Annotated in this window: 22 protein-coding genes and 1 tRNA gene; 11 read left to right on the forward strand and 12 right to left on the reverse strand. The window is 70.9% G+C overall.

The features are described from left to right. Positions 1-23: 23 nt before the first annotated feature. A complete protein-coding gene (locus ACWCQS_RS10645) occupies positions 24-749 on the forward strand; it encodes a VWA domain-containing protein (protein ID WP_451004084.1) in 726 nt (241 codons plus the stop codon). A 23-nt stretch (positions 750-772) separates the two neighbouring features. After that, on the forward strand, positions 773-1,384 hold the full coding sequence (locus ACWCQS_RS10650; protein WP_451004085.1) for a TetR/AcrR family transcriptional regulator: 612 nt from the start codon (positions 773-775) through the stop codon (positions 1,382-1,384). A 12-nt stretch (positions 1,385-1,396) separates the two neighbouring features. On the opposite strand, the gene ACWCQS_RS10655 is transcribed toward ACWCQS_RS10650, so the two are convergent. Continuing rightward, positions 1,397-1,879 carry a MarR family winged helix-turn-helix transcriptional regulator gene (locus ACWCQS_RS10655; RefSeq protein WP_451004086.1) on the reverse strand — a complete coding sequence of 161 codons (483 nt, stop codon included), beginning with the start codon at positions 1,877-1,879 and terminating at the stop codon, positions 1,397-1,399. 139 nt (positions 1,880-2,018) lie between these two features. Between ACWCQS_RS10655 and ACWCQS_RS10660 the strand changes: the two genes are divergently transcribed. Beyond that, a complete protein-coding gene (locus ACWCQS_RS10660; RefSeq protein ID WP_451004087.1) occupies positions 2,019-3,608 on the forward strand; it encodes an MFS transporter in 1,590 nt (529 codons plus the stop codon). A 2-nt stretch (positions 3,609-3,610) separates the two neighbouring features. Here the strand turns inward: ACWCQS_RS10660 and ACWCQS_RS10665 are convergent, their stop codons facing one another. Next, entirely contained in the window at positions 3,611-4,492 is an 882-nt protein-coding gene (locus tag ACWCQS_RS10665; RefSeq protein WP_450980622.1) for a hypothetical protein, read from the reverse strand. Positions 4,493-4,550: 58 nt separating this feature from the next. Continuing rightward, positions 4,551-6,308 carry a glycoside hydrolase family 35 protein gene (locus ACWCQS_RS10670; protein ID WP_451004088.1) on the reverse strand — a complete coding sequence of 586 codons (1,758 nt, stop codon included), beginning with the start codon at positions 6,306-6,308 and terminating at the stop codon, positions 4,551-4,553. Between the two features lie 164 nt (positions 6,309-6,472). Between ACWCQS_RS10670 and ACWCQS_RS10675 the strand changes: the two genes are divergently transcribed. From ACWCQS_RS10675 to pyk, 7 genes are all read left to right on the forward strand, one after another. Then, positions 6,473-7,390 carry a helix-turn-helix domain-containing protein gene (locus tag ACWCQS_RS10675; protein ID WP_451004089.1) on the forward strand — a complete coding sequence of 306 codons (918 nt, stop codon included), beginning with the start codon at positions 6,473-6,475 and terminating at the stop codon, positions 7,388-7,390. 5 nt (positions 7,391-7,395) lie between these two features. Beyond that, positions 7,396-7,743 carry a chorismate mutase gene (locus ACWCQS_RS10680; RefSeq protein WP_388621315.1) on the forward strand — a complete coding sequence of 116 codons (348 nt, stop codon included), beginning with the start codon at positions 7,396-7,398 and terminating at the stop codon, positions 7,741-7,743. 284 nt (positions 7,744-8,027) lie between these two features. Next, positions 8,028-10,541 carry an aminopeptidase N gene (gene pepN / locus ACWCQS_RS10685; RefSeq protein ID WP_451004090.1) on the forward strand — a complete coding sequence of 838 codons (2,514 nt, stop codon included), beginning with the start codon at positions 8,028-8,030 and terminating at the stop codon, positions 10,539-10,541. Between the two features lie 111 nt (positions 10,542-10,652). Continuing rightward, entirely contained in the window at positions 10,653-11,483 is an 831-nt protein-coding gene (locus tag ACWCQS_RS10690) for an NAD(P)H-binding protein (RefSeq protein ID WP_451004091.1), read from the forward strand. A 140-nt stretch (positions 11,484-11,623) separates the two neighbouring features. Further along, positions 11,624-13,000 carry a pyridoxal phosphate-dependent decarboxylase family protein gene (locus ACWCQS_RS10695; RefSeq protein WP_451004092.1) on the forward strand — a complete coding sequence of 459 codons (1,377 nt, stop codon included), beginning with the start codon at positions 11,624-11,626 and terminating at the stop codon, positions 12,998-13,000. Continuing rightward, on the forward strand, positions 12,997-14,409 hold the full coding sequence (locus tag ACWCQS_RS10700) for a lysine N(6)-hydroxylase/L-ornithine N(5)-oxygenase family protein (RefSeq protein ID WP_451004093.1): 1,413 nt from the start codon (positions 12,997-12,999) through the stop codon (positions 14,407-14,409). The genes ACWCQS_RS10695 and ACWCQS_RS10700 overlap by 4 nt, the downstream gene beginning before the upstream one ends. Before the next feature lie 135 nt (positions 14,410-14,544). Next, a complete protein-coding gene (gene pyk, locus ACWCQS_RS10705; protein ID WP_451004094.1) occupies positions 14,545-15,984 on the forward strand; it encodes a pyruvate kinase in 1,440 nt (479 codons plus the stop codon). A gap of 81 nt (positions 15,985-16,065) precedes the next feature. Here pyk and ACWCQS_RS10710 read toward each other — a convergent pair. Next, positions 16,066-16,140, reverse strand: a tRNA-Leu gene (locus tag ACWCQS_RS10710). A gap of 100 nt (positions 16,141-16,240) precedes the next feature. On the opposite strand from ACWCQS_RS10710, the gene ACWCQS_RS10715 reads away from it, so the two are divergent. Next, a complete protein-coding gene (locus ACWCQS_RS10715; protein WP_451004095.1) occupies positions 16,241-16,897 on the forward strand; it encodes an ANTAR domain-containing response regulator in 657 nt (218 codons plus the stop codon). Between the two features lie 60 nt (positions 16,898-16,957). On the opposite strand, the gene ACWCQS_RS10720 is transcribed toward ACWCQS_RS10715, so the two are convergent. The 8 genes from ACWCQS_RS10720 to ACWCQS_RS10755 all read right to left on the reverse strand — a co-directional run bounded on the left by ACWCQS_RS10720 (position 16,958) and on the right by ACWCQS_RS10755 (position 24,818). Beyond that, positions 16,958-17,674, reverse strand: coding sequence for an ABC transporter ATP-binding protein (locus ACWCQS_RS10720; RefSeq protein ID WP_388621304.1), 717 nt, complete (start codon positions 17,672-17,674; stop codon positions 16,958-16,960). Then, a complete protein-coding gene (locus ACWCQS_RS10725) occupies positions 17,671-18,648 on the reverse strand; it encodes an ABC transporter ATP-binding protein (RefSeq protein ID WP_451004096.1) in 978 nt (325 codons plus the stop codon). Before ACWCQS_RS10725 ends, ACWCQS_RS10720 begins: the two co-directional genes overlap by 4 nt. 5 nt (positions 18,649-18,653) lie before the next feature. Next, positions 18,654-20,495 (reverse strand): branched-chain amino acid ABC transporter permease, encoded by a 1,842-nt coding sequence (locus tag ACWCQS_RS10730; protein WP_451004097.1) that lies wholly within the window; start codon positions 20,493-20,495, stop codon positions 18,654-18,656. Positions 20,496-20,500: 5 nt separating this feature from the next. Then, positions 20,501-21,433 (reverse strand): branched-chain amino acid ABC transporter permease, encoded by a 933-nt coding sequence (locus ACWCQS_RS10735; RefSeq protein WP_388621299.1) that lies wholly within the window; start codon positions 21,431-21,433, stop codon positions 20,501-20,503. 111 nt (positions 21,434-21,544) lie between these two features. Beyond that, positions 21,545-22,786 carry a branched-chain amino acid ABC transporter substrate-binding protein gene (locus ACWCQS_RS10740; RefSeq protein WP_450980611.1) on the reverse strand — a complete coding sequence of 414 codons (1,242 nt, stop codon included), beginning with the start codon at positions 22,784-22,786 and terminating at the stop codon, positions 21,545-21,547. A gap of 271 nt (positions 22,787-23,057) precedes the next feature. Continuing rightward, entirely contained in the window at positions 23,058-23,711 is a 654-nt protein-coding gene (locus ACWCQS_RS10745; protein ID WP_451004098.1) for a Tat pathway signal sequence domain protein, read from the reverse strand. After that, complete coding sequence (locus tag ACWCQS_RS10750) at positions 23,708-24,127, reverse strand: hypothetical protein (RefSeq protein ID WP_451004099.1); 420 nt, start codon at positions 24,125-24,127, stop codon at positions 23,708-23,710. Before ACWCQS_RS10750 ends, ACWCQS_RS10745 begins: the two co-directional genes overlap by 4 nt. 199 nt (positions 24,128-24,326) lie before the next feature. Continuing rightward, the gene (locus ACWCQS_RS10755; RefSeq protein ID WP_451004100.1) at positions 24,327-24,818 is read right to left on the reverse strand and encodes a hotdog fold thioesterase; all 492 of its coding nucleotides are present in this window, start codon (positions 24,816-24,818) and stop codon (positions 24,327-24,329) included. Between the last annotated feature and the right edge of the window lie 5 nt (positions 24,819-24,823).

Below are 24,823 nucleotides of genomic sequence, written 5' to 3' on the forward strand. Positions count from 1 at the left end.
TCCCGGAAATCCGAGGGGGGACCATGGCCGCGATCAGTCTGCGCAAGGTGGAGGAGACCGCGCCCGCTCTCGTCGGCGCCTACCGGTCCGCCGGGGTGTCGCTCACCAAGCACGGCCTGGACGGGCTGCGCGCCGCCGTCTACCTGGTGGTCGACTACTCCGGTTCGATGAAGCCGTACTACGCGGACGGCAGTGTGCAGACACTCGCCGACCGGGTGCTCGGCCTGTCCGCGCACCTGGACGACGACGGCCGGGTGCCGGTCGTGTTCTTCTCCACGGACGTCGACGCGATCACCGACATCGCCCTCGACGACCACGAGGGCAGCGTCGAGCGGATCGTGGCCCGGCTCGGGCACATGGGCAGGACCAGCTACCACCTGGCGATGGACGCCGTCATCGACCACTACCTGGACAGCGGAGCCACCGACCCCGCCCTGGTCGTCTTCCAGACCGACGGCGGCCCGATCAACAAGCTCGCCGCCGAACGCTATCTGTGCAAGGCGGCGAAGCTCCCGCTGTTCTGGCAGTTCGTCGGCTTCGGCGATCCCGGCAGCCGGCAGTTCGAGTTCCTGGGGAAGCTGGACGAACTGGCCGTACCGGACAAGCGGATCGTGGACAACGCCGGCTTCTTCCACGCCGGCCAGGACCCGCGGCGGGTCTCCGACGCCGAACTGTACGACCGTCTCGTCGGCGAGTTCCCGCGGTGGCTGGCGGCCGCACGCGCCGCGGGCGTCGTCCGGCTTCCCTAACGACTGTTTGAAACAATCGGTGCGTGCCGACCAAGAAGAAGCCCCCGGTGACCGCCGCGGCAGCCCGGCGCGGTGAACTCCTCGGCATCGCCGCCGAGGTCTTCGCCGAGCACGGCTACAACGCCACCACCGTCCGCAGGATCGCCGACCACGCCGGGATGCTCGCGGGCAGCCTGTACTACCACTTCGACTCCAAGGAGTCGATGCTGGAGGAGATCCTGCGGACCTTCCTCGACGAGCTGTGGGACGGCTACGACACCGTCCTCGGCTCCGGGCTCGGGCCCCGCGAGACGCTGGAGGCGCTCGTCACCGAGTCCTTCCGGGAGATCGACCGGCACCGGGCCGCCGTAGCGATCTACCAGAAGGAGAGCAGACAACTCGTCGCCCAGGAACGGTTCGCGTTCCTCGCCGAGTCACAGGCCCGGTTCGAGAAGGCATGGCTCGGCACGCTGGAACGGGGGGTCGCCGAGCATGTCTTCCGCGCCGACCTCGACGTCCGCCTCACCTACCGCTTCGTGCGCGACACCGTCTGGGTGGCCGCCTCCTGGTACCGGCCCGGCGGCGGGCACAGCCCCGAGGAGATCGCCCGCCAGTATCTGTCGATGGTGCTGGACGGTATCGCCGTACGCGCATAGCGCGCCGCACGGTCAGCCGGTCAGGCGGGCCGCGGCGGTGCGCTGGCGCTCGCTCATGACGGACAGGAAGCGGATGACGGTCCGCAGCTCGTCCGTGCTGAACTCCGCGCAGGCCTCGACGACGTCCCGCGCCCAGTCCTCGAAGAAGCCGGCGAGTTCGGCGATCTTCTCCTGGTTCAGCTCGACCAGCACCCGGCGCTTGTCCGTCGGGTGCTTGACCCGCTGGACGAAGCCCTTGGCCTCCAGCCGGTCGATCAGTCCGGTGACCGAGGCGGGGGCGAGTCCGGTCAGCTCGGCGAGGTCCTTCGCGGTGAGCGGGCCGTGCCGCTGGAGGAGGTCCAGGGTCTTCTCCTCCGTCGCGTTCAGCCCCTGCTTGGCGGCGACGGCCGAGTGGAACATCACCGTGACCCCGCTGTGGACCCGGCCCACCTCCATGAGCTGCGCCAGCGTCTCGGACCGCGCCGCCTCGTCCCGCTTCTCGTCTGCCTTGGCCATGCCCCCAGGCTAACAAAAATTTCGTTCGACCGAACTAACGGCTTGCGGAGGGAGGGGTGCCGGTGCAACTCTTTCGTTAGGTCGAACGAAATAAATCCGGCCTGTCGACATCCGTTGCCCAGGAGCTGAGGAGTCCTCCATGTCCGCAACGCTCACCGAACCCGCCGCCACCACGGCGCAACCCCATCCGCGACGCTGGGCCGCGGCCGTCGTGATGATGATCGCGGCGCTCATGGACCTGCTGGACACCACGATCGTCAACGTGGCCGTGCCGTCGATCAGCCGCGATCTGCACGCCACGCCGAGCGACCTGCAATGGACGGTCTCCGCCTACCTGCTGGGCTTCGCCGCCGCCCTGATCGTCTCCGGCCACCTCGGCGACCGCATCGGCCGCCGCCCGCTCTTCCTCGCCGGTACGGCCGGCTTCGGGCTGGCCAGTCTCGCCTGCGGGATCGCCCAGTCGCCGGGACAACTGATCGCGGCACGCGCGGTGCAGGGCGTGCTCGCCGCCGTGCTGGTGCCGCAGGTGATCGGCTCGTTCCGCACCCTCTTCCAGGGCAAGGAGCGCGGGGCCGCCTTCGGGATGTACGGCGCCGTCGCCGGGTTCGCCTCCGCCGTCGGGCTGCTGCTCGGCGGGGTACTCACGGACGCCGATCTGTTCGGCTGGGGCTGGCGCTCGGTGTTCCTGGTGAACGTGCCGGTGGCCGTGGCGACCTTCGTCGCCGGGCTGCTGCTGGTCCCGGCCACCCGCGAGCGGTCGGCGGGCCGGCCGGACGTCCTGGGCAGCCTGCTGCTGGCCGGCGGCCTGGTCGCGATCGTGCTGCCCCTGGTCCAGGGCCGGGAGAACGGCTGGCCGCTGTGGGGCTGGTTGTGCCTCGGGGCAGGGGCGGTGGCGGTCGTGGGACTCGGGGTGTACGAGGCCCGGCGGCACCGCCCCGGGACGGTGCCCCTGCTGCCCGCCCGCGCCTTCCGGCTCCCCGCGTTCTCCGTGGGCGTGCTCGTCCAGCTGCTGTTCTCCATCGGCATGCAGGGCTTCTTCCTGGTCTTCGCGGTCTGGCTGCAGGCCGGTGAGCGGTACACGCCGATGCAGGCCGGGCTGGTGACGGTGGCCTTCTCGGCCGGCGGTTTCCTCAGCGCGCCCGCCGCGGACGGGCTCGCCGTACGGTACGGGCGGCTGGTGCTCGGCGCCGGGGCGCTGCTGATGGCGGGCGGCTTCGGCTGGGTGTGGTCCGTGGTCCGGCGCGCCGGCCGTGCATGCGGGGGCGTGGCCGCTGGTGCCGGGGCTGGTCGTCGCCGGCGCCGGACTCGGGTTCCTGGTGGTGCCGCTGGTGAACGTGGTCCTGTCGGCGGTGCCGGGGGAGCTGGCCGGCGGGGCGTCCGGGATCTTCTCGACGGCTCAGCAGTTCGGGGGAGCGGTGGGGGCCGCCGTGGTCGGCACGGTGTTCTTCGGGGCCGTCGGGCGGGGGATGACCGGGGCGTTGGGGGACGCGATGCCGTGGGTCGTGGGGGCGTTCGTGGTGTGCGGCGGGCTGTGCGCGGCGCTTCCTCGACGGGCGGCGGCCGAGAACCTCGGCTGACACACCGGGCCGGCTGGGGGCTCGGCCCCCAGACCCGGCTTGCCCACCCGCCCACTCGACCCGGCCGGCTGGAAGGCGAGGTCGAGGGCATCGGGCCCCTGCCGAGCGCGCCAGGCCGGGGGCCTGGGGGCGGAGCCCCAGTGGTGCCGTGAAGCTACGTGTCGCACTCCAGTACCGTCCGGCACAAACCGCACCGCGCCCGTACCCGCCCCTTCACCGGTATCCGGATCCGCTGGTGGCAGGTCGGGCAGGGGAACGTCACACGGAGGTGGCCGGCGGGGTCGGGGGAGAAGGCGTAGGGGGCCGTCGGCTGGACGCCGAAGGCGTGGCGGCGGTCGTGGGCATAGCGGCGCCGCCCCGCCCAGCCGGCCCCGGTCAGCGGCGGTTGCTGTTCGTCCCGGCGGGCCAGGGCCATGCCCTTGACGTACGCGTCGTAGGCCTGCGGGCTGGTGAACCACACCGAGGGGTCCTCCTGGAAGAGCAGCGCCCGCTTGGCCAGGACGTAACCGAACTCCTCCGGGGTGAGATAGCCGAGCTTCTGCGAGGAGACCGCGTCCTCCCGGAATGCGTCCAGCAGCAGCCAGCCCGCGCCGAGATACGTCGTCACCGTGTCCGTCAGGATCTCGTTCTCCGGCGTCGCGGGGAAGGAGAGGTCCAGGCGATGCAGATACACGTGCGCCACCTCGTGCGCGAGCGCCGCGCCGATGTCCCGGCGATGGGTGCGGAAACGGTCGTTCAGCTCCACGAAGTACTCGGGGCCCGCAGCCAGTTCGACGTTCGCCGCGTGGGTCATCTCCCGGAAGCCGACGATCAGCCGCGCATCCGGCAGCCGGAAGTGCCGTACGATCTCGCGGGCCACCCGCTGCGCGCCCAGATGCAGGTCGTCGGTGTCGCAGAAGGCCACGTCGGCGGGGAGCACGCTGGTCGAGAAGGTCTGGACGGTGTCGTAGGACAGCCGCTTGTACAGCGCGGTGATGGCGGCCCGCACCGTCTCCAGGTGCGGGTAGCCGTGCTGGACCGGTCCGCCGTTCGCCACGTCCGCACCCCCAAAGACGCCGGAACCCCTCTCCACTGTAGGCGGGACGGGCCGCTGGTCACACGGGCAGGAGACGGGGTGCCGGGTGGTCCGGGTCCGTGTCCTGCAGTTCCAGGACCCAGACCTCGTTCTCGCCCTCCCGCAGCACCGGGCCGGGCATGTACAGGGACCGCTGGGGTCCCACCGACCAGTAGCGGCCCAGGTTGAAGCCGTTGATCCAGACGAACCCGCGGGTCCGGCCGGGCAGCTCCAGCCGGGCGTCCCCGGCCCCGTGGACCGTGACGGTGCCCCGGTACAGCCCCGGTGCGCCCTCATCCGGCAGCGCGCCGAACCGCACCGCGTCCACACCGCCGTCGAACGCGCACAGATCCAGCCCACGCGCGCGTACCCCGTGCAGAAACTGCCGTTCGTGCAGGATGCCGCCGGTGATCCCCTTCGCCTCCCCGAACCGCGGCCCGTAGTTCACCCGCCCGAGCGACTCCACCCACAGCTCCACGCGCGCGGGGCCCGCGACGGGCTCCTTCAGCCGTGGCTCCTCCTCGGTGAGCACCCCGGCCCGCTCGCCGTCGACGTACACCACCGCGAGGTCCCGCAGCCCGCGCAGCGTCAGCGGGTACGGCTGCCGGGGGCCGGGCACGTCCACCTCGTAGCGCACCAGGCCCCGGGTGACGTGCAGTTCCTCGAAGGTGGGCGGCAGGGGTGCGACCCTCTCCGCGCCGCCCAGCGCCTCCAGGACGTCCGCCAGGGGCGCCCAGGCATCCAGCGTCACCTGCGCCGGGCCGCCCAACGGGGCGGGCATCGGCGGCGGTTCGGGCAGTGGCCCAAAGTGGTACGCGACCAGCACCTCGCGGAAGCGCCAGAACTTCTCCGTGGGGCGGCCGTACTCGTCCACGGGGGCGTCGTAGTCGTAGGAGGTCACGTCCGGCTCCAGCGGGCCCTCGTGCAGTTCGCCGCCGCCCCGGTTGGCACCCGCCCAGCCACCGAAACTCGTGCCGCCGTGGGCCATGTAGAGGTTCACCGACGCCCCGCACTCCAGGATCTCCCGCAGCGCCACGGCGGCCTGCTCCGGGTCCCGTACGACATGCTCGCCGGCCCAGTGGTCGAACCAGCCGCACCAGAACTCCATGCACATCAGCGGGCCCTCGGGGCGGTGGCGGCGCAGCGTCTCGAAGGCCACGCGCGCGTGGGAGCCGAAATTCACCGTGGCGAGCACCCCGGGCAGCGAACCGCCGGTCAGCATGTGGTCCTCGGGGCCGTCCGAGGTGAACAGCGGCACCGTGACCCCCTTGGCGCGCAGCAGACCGGCCAGCGCCTCCAGATAGCCGGTGTCACTGCCGTAACTGCCGTACTCGTTCTCCACCTGCACCAGGATCACCGGGCCGCCGCGGTCGATCTGCCGGGGCGCGATCTCGTGCATCACATGGTGGAACCAGTGCTCCACGTGGGACAGATAACGCTCGTCACGCGTGCGCACGTGCGTGCCCGGCTCACCCGTCACCCAGGGCGGCAGTCCGCCGTTCTCCCACTCGGCGCAGATGTAGGGGCCCGGCCGGACGATCGCCCACATCCCGGTCTCCCGGACCGCGTCCAGGAAGCGGCCGAGCGCCTGCACGTCCCGGTAGCCGCCCGGGGCCGGCCGGTGCAGGTTCCAGGGAACGTACGTCTCCACGCAGTTCAGGCCCATCGCCCGGAGCATCGCCAGCCGGTGCCGCCAGTGACCCTCGTGCACCCGGAAGTAGTGCAGCGCCCCGGACAGCAGCCGCACCGGCCGCCCGTCCAGCAGGAAGTCGGATTCTCCCACCGTGAACTCGCTCATGCGCCCAAGCCTCACCTCTTCCGGCGGCAGGCGCCATGGATGAAGATCGGCGCTGCTTGGACAAATCGTCTGGCCGAGTCGTCCGGCCGAGTCATCTGGACGAATCGTCTGGACGAATCGTTTGGACAGAACTCCGCGACGGAGCACGCCCGGGAGGAGCACCGGTGTACCAGACTTGGATGCGATTCTTCAGCCCGGGCCCCGCCCATCACCGCCTCGGTCTGGTCTGCCTCGGCGTGGGCCTCCAGCACGGCGCGCTGCCCACGGTCGGCCCGCGCGCCCTCGACCACCACGTGGCCGTCGTGATCAGCGCGGGCCGCGGCTGGTACCGGGGCGCCGACGGCCGCCGTACGCCCGTCACCGCGCCCGCGCTGCTCTGGCTCACCCCCGGCGTGACCCACCACTACGCGCCCGATCCGGACACCGGCTGGGACGAGGGCTTCGTGGACTTCGCCGGGCCCGCCACCACGACGTACACCGAGCTGGGCTACATCGAACCCGAGCGGCCCGTCGTCCCGCTCTCCGACGCCGCCGGACCCCGGGCGGTGGTCGCCCGCATCGCCCGCGCCGCCCGGCGCGGCAACCCGCTGCTGGAGGTGGAGACCGGCGCCGCCGTGCACGAACTCCTCGTCGCCCTGCGCCGCGCCCGCGCCGACCTCGCCCCGGACGGCGACCAGGTGCTCCAGGCACTCGCGCGGGACGCCTGCACGCCGATGAGCGTCGCCGACCACGCGCGCGTGCACGGCATGACCGCCACCGAACTGCGCAGTGCCGTCCGCCGGGCCGCGGGCTGCAGCCCCAAGGACTACCTGCTCGGCATCCGCCTCGGCCGCGCCAAGGAACTCCTCGCCGCCACCGAACTGCCGGTCGCCGCCGTCGCGCGCCGCGTCGGCTACGACGACCCCGCGTACTTCTCCCGGCTGTTCACCCGCCGGGTGGGCCTCGCTCCGGTCCGCTTCCGCGCCCAGCAGGGCCGTAGCGTGCCCGGCGGCTGGAGCGACCGCGTACCGGAACCGGACGATCCGCCTATGATCCACTCTCCGGACAGCCCGGAGGGCCGGCCCGGAGAACCCATAGGGTGACGTGCATGACCACCAGCAACACCGGAACCGGTGACGTGGACCCCGGGGTCCGCCAGGAACTGGAGCGGCTGCGCGACAGTATCGACAACATCGACGCGGCCGTCGTACACCTGCTCGCCGAGCGGTTCAAGGCCACCCAGCAGGTCGGCCGGCTCAAGGCCGTGCACCAGCTGCCGCCCGCGGACCCGGCCCGCGAGGCCCGCCAGATCGCGCGACTGCGCCGCCTCGCCGAGAACGCCAAGCTCGACCCGGCCTTCGCCGAGAAGTTCCTCAACTTCATCATCGCGGAGGTGATCCGCCACCACGAGCGCATCGCCGAGGACACCGCCAACGGACAGCAGACGGACGACTGACCCCGGCCGCCCGTCGGTGAGCGGGCGTGGAGGGTCGAGGGTCGGACAGGGGCGGGCGTCGGTGGGCAGCGCGGGGGGTCAGGAACGAGCCCGGAGCGGACAGCAATGGTCTGGAGCGCGCAGAGATCAGCCCAGCCCGGCCAGAGGTAGTCGGTGGCGGGAGGGCAAGGGAGCAGGCTGGACAGCCGGGGCGCGGGGACGGGCGCGGGGTGGTGAGTCGGACATATGTCGTGAACCCGTCCACCCCCTGTGCGCTGTCAGCGCGATCAGGCAGCATGGCCTGCATGTCCGTACTCACGCGCGATGAAGCGCAGCTCCGAGCACAGCTCCTCGACGTCCACCGCTACAAGGTCGAACTGGACCTCACGACCGGGGACGAGACCTTCGACTCCCGCACTGTGATCCGGTTCACCGCGCGGTCCGCCGGGGACACGTTCGTGGAGCTGAAGCCCGCCGAATTGCGCGCCGTCACGCTCGACGGGGACCCCCTCGACCCCGAGTCGCTCGACGACGGCCGGCTGGCGCTGAAGAACCTCTCCGCCGGGGAGCACGAGCTGCGCGTCGACGCGGCCATGCGCTACTCCCGCACCGGCGAGGGCATGCACCGCTTCACCGACCCCAGCGACGGCGAGACGTACGTCTACACCCAGATGTTCATGGACGACGTCCAGCGCGTCTTCGCCGCCTTCGACCAGCCCGACCTCAAGGCCGTCTTCGGGGTCTCCGTCAGGGCGCCCGAGGGCTGGACCGTGCTCGCCAACGGCATCACAGAACAGCGCACCGACGGCGTCTGGCAGGCCGCGCCCACCCCGCTGATCTCCACCTACCTCGTCGCCGTAGCCGCCGGCCCCTGGCACTCGGTGCGCACCGAGCACCGCGGACTGCCCTTCGGCATCCACTGCCGCCGTTCCCTCGCGCCCCACCTGGAGGCCGACGCCGAGGAGATCCTCGACGTCACGCGCGCGTGCTTCGACCGCTATCACGAGAAGTTCGAGGAGCCGTACCCCTTCGACTCCTACGACCAGGCGTTCGTCCCCGAGTTCAACGCGGGCGCCATGGAGAACCCGGGCCTGGTCACCTTCCGCGACGACTTCGTCTACCGCTCCGCCGTCACCGACGCCGAGCGGGAGACCCGCGCCATGGTCATCGCGCACGAGATGGCCCACATGTGGTTCGGCGACCTCGTCACCCTCAAGTGGTGGGACGACATCTGGCTGAACGAGTCCTTCGCCGAGTACATGGGCTACCAGACCACCGCCGAGGCCACCCGCTTCACCGGCCCCTGGACCGAGTTCGGCGTCACCCGCAAGGCCTGGGGCTACGACGCCGACCAGCGGCCCACCACCCACCCGGTCGCCCCCGAGAAGGTCGACGACACGGCCTCCGCGCTGCTCAACTTCGACGGCATCTCCTACGCCAAGGGCGCCTCCGCGCTGCGCCAACTCGCCGCCTGGCTCGGCGAGAAGGACTTCCTCGCCGGCATCAACACCCACTTCGCCCGGCACCGCTTCGGCAACGCCACCCTGGCCGACTTCATCGACTCCCTCGCCTCCGCCACCGAGCGCGACGTGCCCGCCTGGGCCGACAGCTGGCTGCGCACCACCGGCGTGGACCGGCTCACCCCCGTCGTCGCCGTCGCCGACGGAACCTGCGCGCTGACCGTCGACCGCACGGGCAGCCGGCCGCACCGCCTCACCGCCGGCCTGTACGACCACGACGTCGCCGACGAGGGCCGGCTGGTGCTGCGCGAGCGCCTCGACCTCGACGTCCCGCAGACCGCCCCGCAGCCCATCGGCAAGCGCCCCGCGCTGCTTGTGCTCAACGACGGCGACCTCACCTACGCCAAGGTCCGCTTCGACACCGAGTCCTTCGAGACGGTCCGCGCCGGCCTGTCGGGCCTGCCCGACCCGATCACCCGCGCGGTCGTCTGGAACGCCCTCAGGGACGCCGTACGCGACGGCGAACTGGCGCCCGCCGCCTACCTGGAGACGGCCCGCGCCCACCTCCCGCGCGAGACCGACCTCGCCCTGGTCCAGGGCGTCCTCGCCTTCGCCTCCGGCCAGATCGCCGACCAGTACCTCAGGCCCGAGGACCGCCCGGCCGCCCTCGCGACCCTCACCGCGCTCTGCCGCGACCTGCTGCGGCGCACCGAGGACGGCGATCATCCGGGCCTGCGCCTGATCGCCGTACGGCACCTGATCTCGGTGGCCGCCCACCCCGACACCATCGCCGCCTGGCTCGCCGACGGCACGGTGCCCGGCGGGCCGGAACTCGACCCCGAGCTGCGCTGGCGCATCCTCGGCCGGCTCGCCGTGCTCGGCGCCACCGGCGAGGCCGCCATCGCCGCCGAGCTGGAGCGCGACCCGAGCGCCACCGGCCAGGAGGGCGCCGCCCGCTGCCGTGCCGCCCTGCCCGACCCCGAGGCCAAGCGGACGGCCTGGGAGGCGATGTTCGCCGGCGACGACCTGTCCAACTACCTCTTCACGGCCACCGCCCAGGGCTTCTGGCAGCCCGAACAGGCCGATCTGGTACGGCAGTACGTGCCGCGCTTCTACGCGGACGCGGTCGCCGTCAGCGCCCGCCGGGGCCCGGCCATCGCGCAGGCCGCCGGCCGCTGGGCCTTCCCCGCCCACGCCGTCGACGCCGAGAACGTGCGCCTCGGCGAGGCCTGTCTGCGCGACGCCGACCCCACCCCCGCCCTGCGCCGCACCCTCGCCGACCGCCTCGACGACCTGGCCCGCGCCCTGCGGGTGCGCGGCGCGGAGACGGAGGAGGCGCAGACGGCACGGGCGGAGTAGGTCCGCCGGCGCAGGGCGCGGCTGGTCCCCGCCGACGATGCCGCGGTCCGGATCGTCCCCCTAGGCTCGAGCTGTCAGGAACGATCAGCCGAGCCATCGGAGGAACCTTCCGTGATCGCAGTGACCGGCGCAACCGGCAATGTCGGCCGTGCCCTCGTCGACCGTCTCCTCGCCGCGGGCCGGCCCGTGCGGGCGCTCACCCGCGACCCGCAGCGGGCCGCCCTGCCCGCCGGGGCCGAGGTGGTCCGGTTCCGGCCGGACGAGCCTGCCGCCCTGTTCGGCGGGGCGACGGCCCTCTTCCTGTACGCACAGGCGGGCACGGCCGACCTCCTCGAGGCCGCCCGCGCCCACGGAGTACGGCACGTCGTGCTGCTCTCCAGCGGCATCGTCCAGGAGGGCGCCGACGAGACCCACCCCATCCACGTCATGCACGCCACTGTGGAACAGCGGATCCGCGCCAGTGGGCTCGACTGGACCTTCCTGCGGCCCAACGCCTTCGCCACCAACGCCCTGCAGTGGGCGCCGCAGATCCGCGCCGGGAACACCGTCCGGGGCGTGTTCGCGGACGGGCTGTCCGCACCCATCCACGAGGACGACATCGCGGCCGTGGCCGAGCGTGTGCTGCTCGACGGCGGACACGAGAACGCCGTGCACCGGCTGACCGGTCCCGCGGCGATCACCAACGCCGGGCAGGTCGCGGCGATCGGCGCGGCCGTCGGCAAGGAGCTGACCTTCGTGGAGACCGACCCCCGCGAGGCCGGCCCCGAGCTGTTCCCGCACGTCCCGCCGCACATGCTCGAACGGCTCCTGCAGACCCTCGAGGAGACGGTGGGCGCACCGCCGGAGATCACCGACACGGTGGAGAAGCTGACCGGCGTGCCGGCCCGCACGTTCGCCCAGTGGGCGCGGGACCACGCGGAGGACTTCGGCGGAAAGGCCTGAGCACGTTCTTCCGCCGTACCCACTTTCGGGTTCCGATCGTTGAGCTTTCGGGACACACAGGGCGCTTCCGGTACAAGCTGAAAGCCCAAGGTCCCGTAAAGCCGGAAGCCAGGGTCGGTCCATGAGCGGAGGGACAGCCGATGAGCGATCAAGAACCTCTGCGCACGCCGCCCCTCGCCTCGGGCCCGAACGGCCCCGCCGCCCTGCGCCCCCTCCTCGGCACCGTCCTCGACGCGCTCGCGGCCGGCGCCCGGGCGCGGGGCGGCCCGTTGCCCGGCGGGGGACCGCAGGCCGTCGCCGCCCGTGTCGCCGAGGCGCTCGGGGACGTGCTCCCCGACCACGGCGACCCGGCCGCCCTGCGCGCCCTCGTGCACGCCCTCGCGGAGGGCGCCGCCGACCCCGCCGACCCGCTGTGCGCGGCCCATCTGCACTGCCCGCCGCTCGCCGTGGCCACCGCCGCCGACCTCGCCGTGAGCGCCCTCAACCCCTCCCTGGACTCCTGGGACCAGGCCCCGGCCGCCTCCGTCCTGGAAGCCGCCGTCACCCGCGCCCTCGCCCACACCGCCGGGCTCGCCGACGCCCTCATGACCACCGGCGGCACCGAGTCCAACCAACTCGCCCTGCTGCTCGCCCGCGAGGCACACGGCGGCAGTGTGCAGGTGATCTGCGGGGCCAACGCCCACCACTCGCTGCCGCGCGCCGCCTGGCTGCTCGGCCTGCCCGACCCGGTCGTCGTCCCGGCGGCCGGCGGCACCCTCGACGTCGCCGCGCTCGACGAGGCCCTCACCACGCTCTCCGGGCCGCTGCTGGTCGCCGCCACCGCCGGCACCACCGACGCCGGCCTGATCGACCCGCTGCCCGAGATCGCCGGCCTGTGCGCCGCGCACGGCGCCCGCCTGCACATCGACGCGGCCTACGGCGGCGGCCTCCTCTTCAGCGACCGGCACCGGGAGAAACTCGCCGGGCTGGAAGCCGCCCACACCGTCACCCTCGACCTGCACAAGCTGGGCTGGCAGCCGGTCGCCGCCGGCCTCCTCGCCGTCGCCCGCCCCGCCGAACTCGCCGTCCTCCACCAGCGCGCCGACTACCTCAACGCCGACGACGACACCGAGGCCGGACTCCCCGACCTGCTCGACCGGTCCCTGCGCACCACCCGCCGCCCCGACGTCCTCAAGATCGCGGTCACCCTGAAGACCCTCGGCCGCACCGGACTGGGCGCACTCATCGACCAAGTCTGCGCCCACGCAAGCGGGTTCGCCGCACTGGTCGAGGAACACCCCGGCTTCGAGCTGTACGACCGGCCCGTGATCAGCACCGTCCTGTTCCGGCCCACAGACGCCGCCGACGCCGCCGTGGCCGCCGTACGCCGCAGGCTGATGCACGACGGCCGGGCCGTCCTCGGGCGCGCCCGGCTCGACGGCCGCCTCTGGCTCAAGGCCACCATCCTCAACCCCCACACCCGGCCGGACGACCTGGCCCAGCTCCTGAAACTCGTCGAAGAAGGCACCCTCGCATGACCAACCCCCCACGCCACGAGCCCACGTCCCCCCGCGATCTGGTCGGCATCGGCATCGGTCCGTGCAACCTCTCGCTGGCCGCCCTCGCCCGCCCGCTCGCCGAACTCGACGCCGTCTTCTACGAACAGCGCCCCGGCTTCGACTGGCACCCCGGCCTGCTCATCGAGGGCGCCACCATCCAGGTGCCGTTCCTGGCCGACCTGGTGACCCTCGCCGACCCGACCAGCCCATGGAGCTTCCTGAACTACCTCAGGACCCGCGAGCGGCTCTTCCCCTTCTACTTCGCCGAGCGCTTCCACATCGAGCGCGCCGAGTACGACGCCTACTGCCGCTGGGTCGCACAGAGCCTGCCCGGGCTGCACTTCCGCCACCAGGTCGACGCCGTGCGCTGGAACCCCGAACGGGACGTGTTCGAGGTCGACTTCACCCAGCTCGACGCCGAGGGCGAAGCCGAAGCCCTGGGCCGTACCTACACGCGCAATGTCGTCCTGGGCGTCGGTACCGCGCCCTATGTGCCCACTCCGCTCAGGCCGCTGGTGGACGCCCCCGGCGTGCCGGTCGTCCACGCCGCCGACTACCTGGACCACCGCTCCGACATCCTCGCCGCCGGGCACGTCACCGTCGTCGGCTCCGGACAGTCCGGCGCCGAGGTCTTCCTCGACCTGCTCCGGCACCGCCCCGTGGGACAGGAGAAGCTGCACTGGATCGGCCGCAGCGAGGCGTTCGCGCCGATGGAGTACTCCAAGCTGGGCCTCGAGCACTTCACCCCCGACTACACCCGCTACTTCCACGCCCTCGCCGAGCCCGTCCGGGACCGGCTGGTCGCCGCCCAGTGGCAGCTCCACAAGGGCATCGACGCCGGCACCCTCGCCACCATCCACGACGAGCTGTACCGGCGCACCCTCGACGGCGGCTGGCCCGACACCGTCCTCACCCCGGGCGTCCGGGTCCGCACGGCGGGCCGCGTCGCCAACTCCAAGATCGAGCTGCACCTGGAACACCTCCAGCAGGACAGCCGCTCCCGGCTGACGACCGACGCCGTCGTCCTCGCCACCGGCTACCGCGAACGCCCGCTCGGCCGCCTCCTCGCCGGACTCGACCCCTACCTCCGCCGCGACAGCGGCGAACGCCTGCGCATCGACGAGGAGTTCCGGCTCGTCCTCGACCCGTCCGTGACCGGCTCGGTCTACGTCCAGAACGCCGAACTGCACACCCACGGCGTGGGCGCGCCCGACCTCGGCCTCGCCGCCTGGCGCAGCGCCACCATCCTCAACGCGCTCACCGGAAAGGAGCCGTACCCGCCGGCCCCCCGAACGGCCTTCACCACCTTCGGCCTCCAGGAGGACCGGCACCGAGTGCCACAGTCCCGGCACGGGCAGCACCTCACCCCCCTGGTCGAGGGAAGGTGACCGCACGGGTGGAATTCGCTCATCGGAGCGAGCGGTCGCACAATTCAACACTTGTCAATGACCCTTTACTCAAAGGTTGTTGAGTGGTCATGTGGGGCCGATTCTCTACCCACGGGTAAGGCCTAGGCTCGACGTATGCGCCGAGCAAAGATCGTCTGTACTCTGGGGCCCGCCACCGACTCGTACGACCAGATCAAGGCACTGGTCGACGCCGGAATGGACGTGGCCCGGTTCAATCTCAGCCACGGCACCCACGCCGAACACGAGGAGCGCTACCGGCGAGTGCGCAAGGCGGCCGACGAAACCGGCCGCAGCGTCGGCATTCTCGCCGACCTTCAAGGCCCGAAGATCCGGCTCGGCCGTTTCGCCGAAGGACCGGTACTCCTTGAACGCGGCGACACCTTCACCATCACCGTCGAGGAGGGCGTCGAGGGCGACCGCCACCAGTGCGGCACCACCTACGCCGGCCTCGCCGCCGACATCACCCCCGGCGAACGGGTCCTCGTCGACGACGGCAAGGTCTGCCTGGAGGTCACCGCCGTCGACGGCCCCCGCGTCCACACCCTCGTCGTCGAGGGCGGCATGATCTCCGACCACAAGGGCCTGAACCTCCCCGGCGTCGCCGTCTCCGTCCCCGCCCTGTCCGAGAAGGACGAGGAGGACCTGCGCTGGGCGCTGCGCACCGGCTTCGACGTCATCGCGCTCTCCTTCGTCCGCAGCGGCGACGACGCCAAGGGCGTGCACCGGATCATGGCCGAGGAGGGCCGCCGCCTCCCGGTGATCGCCAAGGTCGAGAAGCCGCAGGCCGTGGCCAACCTCGACGACATCGTCGCCGCCTTCGACGGTCTCATGGTCGCGCGCGGCGACCTGGGCGTGGAGATGCCCCTGGAGCAGGTGCCGATCGTGCAGAAGCGCGCGGTCAAGCTCGCCAAGCGCAACGCCAAGCCGGTCATCGTCGCCACCCAGATGCTCGACTCCATGGTCGACAACTCCCGGCCCACCCGCGCCGAGGCCTCCGACGTGGCCAACGCGGTCCTCGACGGCACGGACGCGGTGATGCTCTCCGGCGAGACCAGCGTCGGCAAGTACCCGGTCGAGACCGTGCGGACCATGGCGAAGATCGTCGCGGCGGCCGAGGAGGACATGCTCGCCAAGGGCCTGCCCCCGCTGACCGAGCGGAACAAGCCGCGCACCCAGGGCGGCGCGGTCGCCCGCGCGGCCGCCGAGATGGGCGACTTCCTGGGCGCCAAGTTCCTCGTGGCCTTCACCCAGTCGGGAGACACCGCCCGCCGCCTCTCCCGCTACCGCTCCCCGATCCCCCTCCTGGCCTTCACCCCCGAACCGGCCACCCGCTCCCAGCTCAGCCTCACCTGGGGCGCCGAGACCTTCCTCGGCCCGCACGTCGACTCCACCGACGCCATGGTCGACCAGGTGGACGAACTGCTGCTGAAGTACGGCCGCTGCGAGAAGGGCGACGTCGTGGTGATCACGGCGGGTTCCCCGCCCGGCGTCTCCGGCTCGACGAACATGGTCCGGGTGCATCACATCGGGGAGGACGACAGCCCGAAGGCGTGAGGAGAGAGCCTGAGGGCACGAAAAAGAGCCCCTCATCCTGAGGGGCCCACCGGAAGCCTGACCTTGGAATCCAAGGAAAAGTGCCCCGGGTCGGACTCGAACCGACACTGTACGGGTTTTGAATCCGTTGCCTGCTGCCAATTGGGCTACCGGGGCTCGCAGAATCCAAGGTTTCCCCCGACCCTCCGCGCGTCCACCATACCGTAGCTAGGTAGGCTCTTGTCAGCAGTACCCCTGTCCTGAACGAGGAGCCCCCGTGACCGCCGAGTCGCCCCAGCCCGTAGACGCGCCCGACGACGACAAGTCGCACGTGCCTCCGCTGACGACCCGTGTCGTCATCGCCGAGGACGAGGCCCTGATCCGGCTCGATCTCAAGGAGATGCTGGAGGAGGAGGGGTACACCGTCGTCGGCGAGGCAGGGGACGGTGAGCAGGCCGTGGAGCTGGCCCGTGAGCACCGGCCGGACCTGGTCATCCTGGACGTGAAGATGCCGAAGCTCGACGGCATCTCCGCGGCCGAGAAGATCGCCGAGGAGTCCATCGCGCCGGTGCTGATGCTCACCGCCTTCTCGCAGCGCGACCTCGTCGAGCGCGCCCGGGACGCCGGAGCCATGGCCTACCTGGTCAAGCCGTTCAGCAAGAGCGATGTCGTCCCGGCCATCGAGATGGCTGTCTCGCGCTTCACCGAGCTGAAGCAGCTGGAGCAGGAGGTCGCCGACCTCACCCAGCGCCTGGAGACCCGCAAGCTGGTCGACCGCGCGAAGTCGATCCTCCAGACGGAGTACGGCCTGACCGAACCGGCCGCGTTCCGCTGGATCCAGAAGACCTCCATGGACCGGCGGATGTCGATGCAGCAGGTGGCCGAGGCGGTCATCGCGGACAACGCGGAGAAGAAGGCGGCCAAGAAGGGCTGACCTGTACGGCAAAGGCCCGTGCCCCGGAGAAGGGGGCGCGGGCCTTTGCCGTCGTACGGGTCAGTCCTCGCCCAGATAGGCCTTGCGGACGGACTCGTCGTGCAGCAGGTCCTGCCCCGTGCCGGACAGGACGATGTTGCCGATCTCCATGACATGGCCCTGGTCGGCGAGCGAGAGCGCCGCCTGGGCGTTCTGCTCGACCAGCAGGATCGTCGTGCCCTGGGACTTCAGCTCGGCGATCGTCGCCATGATCTTCTGCATCATGATCGGCGACAGGCCCATCGACGGCTCGTCCAGCATGAGCAGCTTCGGCTGGGACATCAGGGCGCGCCCCATCGCCAGCATCTGCTGCTCACCGCCGGAGAGGGTGCCCGCGGCCTGCTTGCGCCGCTCGCCCAGGATGGGGAAGAGGTCGTAGGCGCGCTGGATGTCCTTCTCGATGCCGGGCTTGTCGCTGCGCAGGAACGCGCCGAGGCGCAGATTGTCCTCGATGGTCATGCGCGGGAAGATGTGCCGCCCCTCGGGGGAGTGGGCGAGGCCCAGGGAGACCACCTGGTGGGCCGGGACCTTCTTCAGCGACTTGCCGTTGAACCGGATCTGTCCGCCGACCGGCTTCAGCAGGCCGGAGAGCGTGCGCAGGGTGGTGGTCTTGCCGGCGCCGTTGGTGCCGATGAGGGTGACCACCTGACCGGCCTCGACCTTGAAGGAGATGCCCTTGACGGCTTCGATCTTGCCGTAGGCGACCCTCAGGTCCTCCACTTCGAGCAGTGCGGTCATCGGTCGTTCTCCTTGCCGGGCGCGGCGTCGGTCGTGGTCTCGGCGTCCGCCTCAACAGGCTCAACAGACTCAGCAGATTCGGCAGACTCGGCTGCCTCACCGGCCTCGGCGTTGGCCTCGGCGGCCTCCACCTCGGCCACCTCTTCGTCGCCGGGCGCGTTCTCGAAGGGCTCGCCGAGGTAGGCCGCGATGACGCGTTCGTCGCCCTGGACGGTGGCGCTGTCGCCCTCGACCAGTTTCTCGCCCTGCACCAGGACGGCCACGCGGTCGCAGAGGTTGAAGATGAAGCGCATGTCGTGCTCGATGACGAGGACGGCGATTCCCTTGTCCCGGATGGCGAAGACCAGTTCCTCGGTGGCCCGGGTCTCCTGCGGGTTCATGCCGGCCGTCGGTTCGTCGAGCAGCAGCAGTCCTGGCTCGCTGGCGAGCGCGCGGGCGATCTCCAGCTTGCGCTGCTCGCCGTAGGGGAGGTTGCGGGCGAGGTGCTCGGCCTTCTTCTCCAGGCCCACGAACTCCAGGAGTTCCATGGCGCGTTCGCGGGAGGCCTGCTCGGCGCGGTGGAATCCGGGGCCGCGCAGCAACGCGGACCACAGGCCTTCCTTGGTGCGGGTGTGCCGGCCGACGAGGACGTTCTCCAGGACCGTCATGTTCGCGAACAGCCGGATGTTCTGGAAGGTGCGGGCGATGCCGGCCGCGGTGACCTTGAAGGACTGCGGCGGCAGTACCTGGCCCTTGTAGCGGACCTCGCCCTCGGTGGGCACGTACAGGCCGGTCAGGCAGTTGAAGAAGGTCGTCTTGCCGGCGCCGTTGGGGCCGATCAGACCGACGATCTCGCCGCTGTGGACGGTGAAGTCGACGTTGCGTACGGCGGTGAGGCCACCGAAGCGCATGGTCACGCCGCGGGCGTCGAGCACGACCTCGCCGGGTGCGGAGGCGCCGGGGACGGCGTCCGTGGTGGTGGTGTCGGTAGTCATCGTGGTCAGGCCCCTGCCTTGGTGAGGACGGCGGGTGCTTCGGCTTCTTCGTGGAATTCGAGCTGGCGGCGCCGGTTGGGGATGAGGCCCTCCGGACGGAAGCGCATCAGCAGGATCAGGGTGACGCCGAAGGCGAAGAGCTGGTAGTCGCCCAGGAACTGCAGCTTGGCCGGGATCAGGTACAGCAGGGACGCGCCGACCAGCGGACCGGCGATGGTGCCCATGCCGCCGAGGACCACCGCGGCCAGCAGGAAGGCCGAGTTGGGCGGTACGGCGTAGGCGAACTGGTACTGCTCCGGGGTCACGGTGTAGGTGACGTGGCCCTGGACGGAGCCGGAGAGACCGGCCAGGCAGGCGCCCAGGGCGAAGGCGATGAGTTTGACCCGGAAGCCGTTGATGCCCATGGCGAGCGCCGCGGTCTCGTCCTCGCGGATGGCGATCCAGGCGCGGCCGATGCGGGAGTCGCTGCTGCGCCGGAACACCACGACCACGATGAGCGTGATGATCAGCATGAGCAGCAGGTAGTTGGCGAACCGGCCGATGGTGGTGCCCAGGATCTGGTGCTCCTGGCCGAAGTCGAAGCCCGCGATGTTCAGGTTCGGGATCGAGGAGATGCCGTTGGAGCCGTTGGTGACGTCCGGGCCCGAGGTGCCGTCCATGTTGAGGACGGTGATGCGGAAGATCTCACCGAAGCCGAGGGTGACGATGGCCAGGTAGTCACCGCGCAGTCGCAGGGTCGGGGCGCCGATGATGACGCCGAAGATCATGGCGACGACCGCGCCGAGCAACGCCGCGGCCCAGAACGGCCAGTTGACGTGCAGCGGGGAGGACGGCGAGCCGGAGACCAGGGCCGCGGTGTAGGCGCCGACGCCGAGGAAGGCGACGTAACCGAGGTCGAGGAGGCCGGCGAGGCCGACGACGATGTTCAGGCCCAGTGCGACGGTCGCGAAGATCAGGATGTAGACGCCGATCGTCGCGTACTGGTCGTTGGACTGGGTGAAGGGGAAGGCCGCGGCGGCGACGAAGGCGCCGATCATGGTGACGGTGCGGTGCTTCGCGGTGATCGCCGAGACCCGGGCCACGAGCCCGGCCTTGGAGAGGGCGGCGAAGCCGAAGCCGGCGGTGATGAGGAAGCCGATGAACAGCTCGTCGTACGGCGTGCTGACGCCGTAGCTGAAGACCCACAGGCCCACGGCCATGGCCGCGACGATGACGAGGATCTCGGCATAGGCCGGCAGGGCGCGCGCCGGTTCCGGAGCCTTGGCGACGAAGGCCGCCTTGAAGATGTTCCATTTCTGCCGGGAGTTGTGCCGGAACAGCTCCCAGCCGCGGTCGTCCGGGTCGGCGAGGTCGGGCTCCGGCCGCTCGAACGGCAGGGCCAGCGCGCCGAGCAGGGCGGCCAGGGTGGCCACGGCCACGACGAAGCCGCCGGGCTCCAGGTTCACCAGGCCGCCGAGCTCGTCGCTGATGGCGATGACGGTGTACCAGGCGGTGGCGAAGGTACCGAGCGCGGCCAGCTTCAGGGCCGCGTCGGCGCTTCCGGGCGTCAGCCACCCGAGGCCTTTGACGCCGTAGGAGGCGAGGCCGAACAGGGTGGTGAGGATGCCTCCGATCAGCACCAGGACCTGCAGGCCGCCCGGGTAGCCGTAGACGGTGAGGTCACCGGGGAAGTCGGCGGTCCAGGTCCAGGAGAGGAACGTGGAGACGATCGCGAGGGCGCCGCCGCCGGTGGCGAGGGCCCTGCCGAGCGGGGCCGGCAGACCGATGAGGCCGGACGGGGCGGCGGGGGGTGCGCTCGTGGTGTCGGGCGTCTCGGGGGTCTCGGATGCGGTGGTCTGTGTGGTCATCGGTGTCACGCCCTGTCCGCGACGCGTTCGCCGAGCAGGCCCTGCGGCCTGAACAGCAGTACGAGGATGAGGAGTACGAAGGCCCAGACGTCTGCCCAGGACTGGCTGCCGAACTTGTCCATGCCGGGGATGTCCGCGATGTAGGCGGTGGACAGGGCCTCGGCCACACCGAGGACGAGACCGCCGAGCATGGCGCCGTAGATGTTTCCGATGCCGCCGAGGACGGCCGCGGTGAAGGCCTTCAGACCGAGGAGGAAGCCCATCTTGAAGTCGATCTGGCCGTACTTGAGGCCGTAGGCGACGCCTCCGACGGCCGCGAAGGCGGCGCCGAGGGCGAACGCGATCACGATGATCCGGTCGGTGTTGACACCCATCAGCTTCGCGGTGTCCGGATCCTGGGCGGTGGCCTGCATGCCACGGCCGGTACGGGTGCGCATCACGAAGTAGGCGAGGAAGGCCATGCTGAGCGGGGCCGCGATCACCAGGAAGATGTCACCGGTCTGGATCGTGACGTTGCCGATGTCGAAGGGCCCGCCCGGAATCGTCGGGAAGGTGCGGGCGGACTTCGCCTGGGGGTACCAGGCCCACACCGCCTGCTGCAGGGCCAGGGAGAGGCCGATCGCGGTGATGAGGGGGGCGAGACGGGGGGCGGTGCGCAGGGGACGGTAGGCGAACCGTTCCGCTCCGACGGCGACCAGGACGGCGACCAGGACCGCGCCCACCAGCATGAGGGGCAGGGCGACCCACATCGAGGTGCCGTCCGGCAGTATGTACGCGTAGACCGTGAGCGCGCCGAAGGCGCCGGTCATGAAGATCTCGCCGTGGGCGAAGTTGATGAGCTGGACGATGCCATAGACCATCGTGTAGCCGATGGCGACCAGCCCGTACATGGATCCCAGTAGCAGGCCGTTGACCAGCTGCTGCGGCAGTTCGTTCACCGCATGTCCTCCGAGAGGTTCGGAAAGCTTCGACGGATGGGGCCGGATGCGAGGACGCGCGGGGCGCCAGTGGAACAGCGCCCCGCGCGGCTCTGTGGATGCGGGTGTGGGTCAGCTGCTGGGGGTGTAGGTGCCGGACTGGGCAGCCTTCCAGGCGCCGCCGTCGACCTTGTAGACGGTGAGCTGCTTGTTGGTCGCGTCACCGAACTCGTCGAAGGAGACCTTGCCGGTCACACCGTCGAAGGAGACGTTCTGCATCGCGGCGGTGACCTTCGCGCGGGCGTCGGACGGCAGCTTGCCGCCGTTGTCGTCGACGACCTTCTTCACGGCCTCGATGATCGACCAGGCCGAGTCGTAGGAGTAGCCGCCGTAGGCCGCGTAGTCCTCCTTGTAGCCCCCCGCCTTGTAGTCGGCGACGAACTGCTTGGCGGAGGCCAGGGTCTCGACCGGGGCGCCGACCGAGGTGGCGAGGTCGCCGGTGGCGGCGCTGCCCGCGAGCTTGATGAAGGTCGGGTCGTAGATACCGTCACCGCCGACCAGCGGGACGTTGGCGCCCGCCGACTTGATCTGCTTGCTGAGCGGACCGGCCTGCGGGTACTCGCCGCCGTAGTAGACCACGTCGGCGCCCGAGGACTTCACCTTGGTGGCGACCGCGGAGTAGTCCTTGGTGTCGGGGTTGATGTGCTCGGTGCCGACGACCTTGCCGCCGAGCTTCTTGAACTCGTCGGTGAAGGTGGCGGCGAGGCCGGCGCCGTAGGTCTTCTTGTCGTCGATGACGAAGACCTTGGTCTTCTTGGCCGTGTTGTAGACGTACTGGGCGGCGAAGGGGCCCTGGATGGCGTCCGTGGTCGCCGTGCGGAAGTACGACTTGTACGGACGCGACTTCGACGTCTGCCAGTTGGTGCCCTGGGTCAGGGCGGGGTTGGTGTTGGCCGGCGAGACCTCGACCAGCTTGGCGTCGTCGAAGACCTTCTGCATCGACTGGGCCACGGACGAGTTCAGCGGGCCGACCACGCCGAGGACGCTGTTGTCGCCGACGAACGCGGTTGCGTTCGACTGGCCCGAGGAGGGCTGCGCCTGGTCGTCCTTGGCCTCGATCTTGAAGGTGACGCCCTTGACGTAGTTCTTCTTGTTGGCGGTGTTGACCGCGAGGTCCACCGAGTTCTTGATGCCAAGGCCCAGTGCGGACAGGTCGCCGGTCAGCGGGGCGTCGACGCCGATGGTGACGGTGGTGCCACCGCCCTTGCCGGAGTCCGAGCCCTTTCCGCCGCTGTCGCGCGAACCGCAGGCCGTGAGGGTGAGTGCTCCCGCTGCCAGCGCGGCGGTGATGGCGATGAGCGAACGTTGACGCACGATCAGTCCTTTCCCCAGGACGACCGTTCCCCCCTGGAAACGGTCGAGCCGCGCGCCTGCCCGAATTGACAAGCCCAAGAGGCGATCCGAGGGCGCGGTGACTGGCCGTGACTCTAAGCGCGTGCGGGGAACGTGGAGGAGAGTCTGACCAAGGCTGTGACGCTCTTGTTATGACACGACGTAATGCAGAGCGGTACGCCGTGGGGGATAGGGCGGAATTACGGCCGATTCGCTCCGTCCGCAATGTGAGAACTCGCAGGACTCACCATGATCAATTCAGGCGTCTCAAGGGTTTTGGTGATGACGTGGCACTGTTGCTGCAGGCGACTTTCAAAGCCCGGGAGAGGTGTTGCGCGTAGCGCGGACCGAGGATGTAGCTCTGAGTCTGCATTGCGCGCGTATTACGCACAGTTACATTCAGGAAAGGAAGTCCGGCGTCCACGGGTAGTTTTCCGCATCGGGTCACGTGCATGGTTATCGTGATCTTGCGGTCGTAACCTGCCTTTGTCCGGAACGGCGTTCGCGGGTCCGTCACCAGCGAAAGTCCCGCGTACGGCTGGGTCACCCGGGCCACCGTGACCGGCGGCCCCGACCCCACGCTCAGTAGCACAGCGAAGCTGAAACTGCGGGGCGGGGCGCCCGCCGGAGTCGCCCGGCCGCCCACATACTCCACCACCACCGCCTGGGCGGGGTAGGGCGCCGGGGGCGGTGGCGGCTTCTGTGGCCGGGTGACGTAGAGATAGCCGCCGCCGGCCAGGAGGAGGACCGTCGCGGTGAGCGCGAGGGCGGCGCGCCGGTGGCGGACGTAGCGGGTCGCCAGGATCGAGCGAATCCGGCCTCGAGGAGCGGGAGTTGGGGCTGCCAGGTGCCTCGCGTCCGACGCATGTGTGCCCTCGCCGGGCTCCACGGGACCGATGCCGCTCATTGCCAGGGGCTTTCGGTCGGAGCGCCATGGCGATAGCGCTCGGCGCAGGCCGCGCGCGCCTGACGGTCGATCAACTTGGCTGCGGACGCGTCGCCTTGTCGCCCCCTCACGGCGCGCGCCGCTTCCACGACGTCCCGCAGGATCTCGTACTCCCCGTTGGACAGACCCATCGACTGGTAGTCGCCGTAGGTGCCGCCGTCGAGCACCTCGCGGGACCAGTGCGCGACGAGGCGGGTGCACAGGTCGGCCGCGGAGGTCTTCGAAGGAGAGGGGGAGGAGTTCTCCGAGGGGGAGGAGCGGGCAGCTGCTCCCGGGGCGGCGGACCCCTCGCACGCCGCCGTCCACAGAAGTGCCGGCAGCGCCAGCCCGAGCACCAGGAACCTCACCCCCGGCCGGGGGTCCCCTCGCCGTCCCATGAGCAGAAGCTAAGGGGAGGGGCGGCGGGGGGCAACGGTCCGGTGCCGGCTGTTCGGCCGGCGGGGGCAGTGGACCGGTGCCGGCCGGTCAGTCCGCGCCCGGGCAGTGGTCCCGCGTGAGCCGGTCGGTCCGCGCCTGGGCGGTGGTCCCGCGTGAGCCGGTCGGTCCGCGCCTGGGCGGTGGTCCCGCGTGAGCCGGTCAGTCCGCCGTGGGGGGTACCTGCGCCGCGTCGCCCGGCCGGGCGTCCCGCAGCAGGCAGGTCAGCCGGGCGCTGCACACCCGGCGGCCCTGCTCGTCGCTGATCACGATCTCGTACGTCGCCGTCGAACGGCCCCGGTGCACCGGTGTGGCCACACCCGTCACCAGGCCCGAGCGGACCCCGCGGTGGTGCGTGCAGTTCAGGTCCACGCCGACCGCGATCTTCGAGCTGCCGCCGTGCAGCATGGAGCCGACCGAGCCGAGCGTCTCCGCCAGCACCGCGGAGGCGCCGCCGTGCAGCAGGCCGTACGGCTGGGTGTTGCCCTCCACCGGCATGGTCCCGACGACCTTCTCCGCCGAGGCCTCCAGGATCTGCACACCCATCCGCGTGCCCAGATGCCCGGCCGAGAACAGGGCGGGCAGGTCGACACCGAGCGCGGCGTACTCGTCGATGACCTCCCGCGGGAATCTCACCTGCTGCTGCTCGCCCATGGGAC

The organism is Streptomyces sp. NPDC002076 (genome assembly GCF_053593835.1).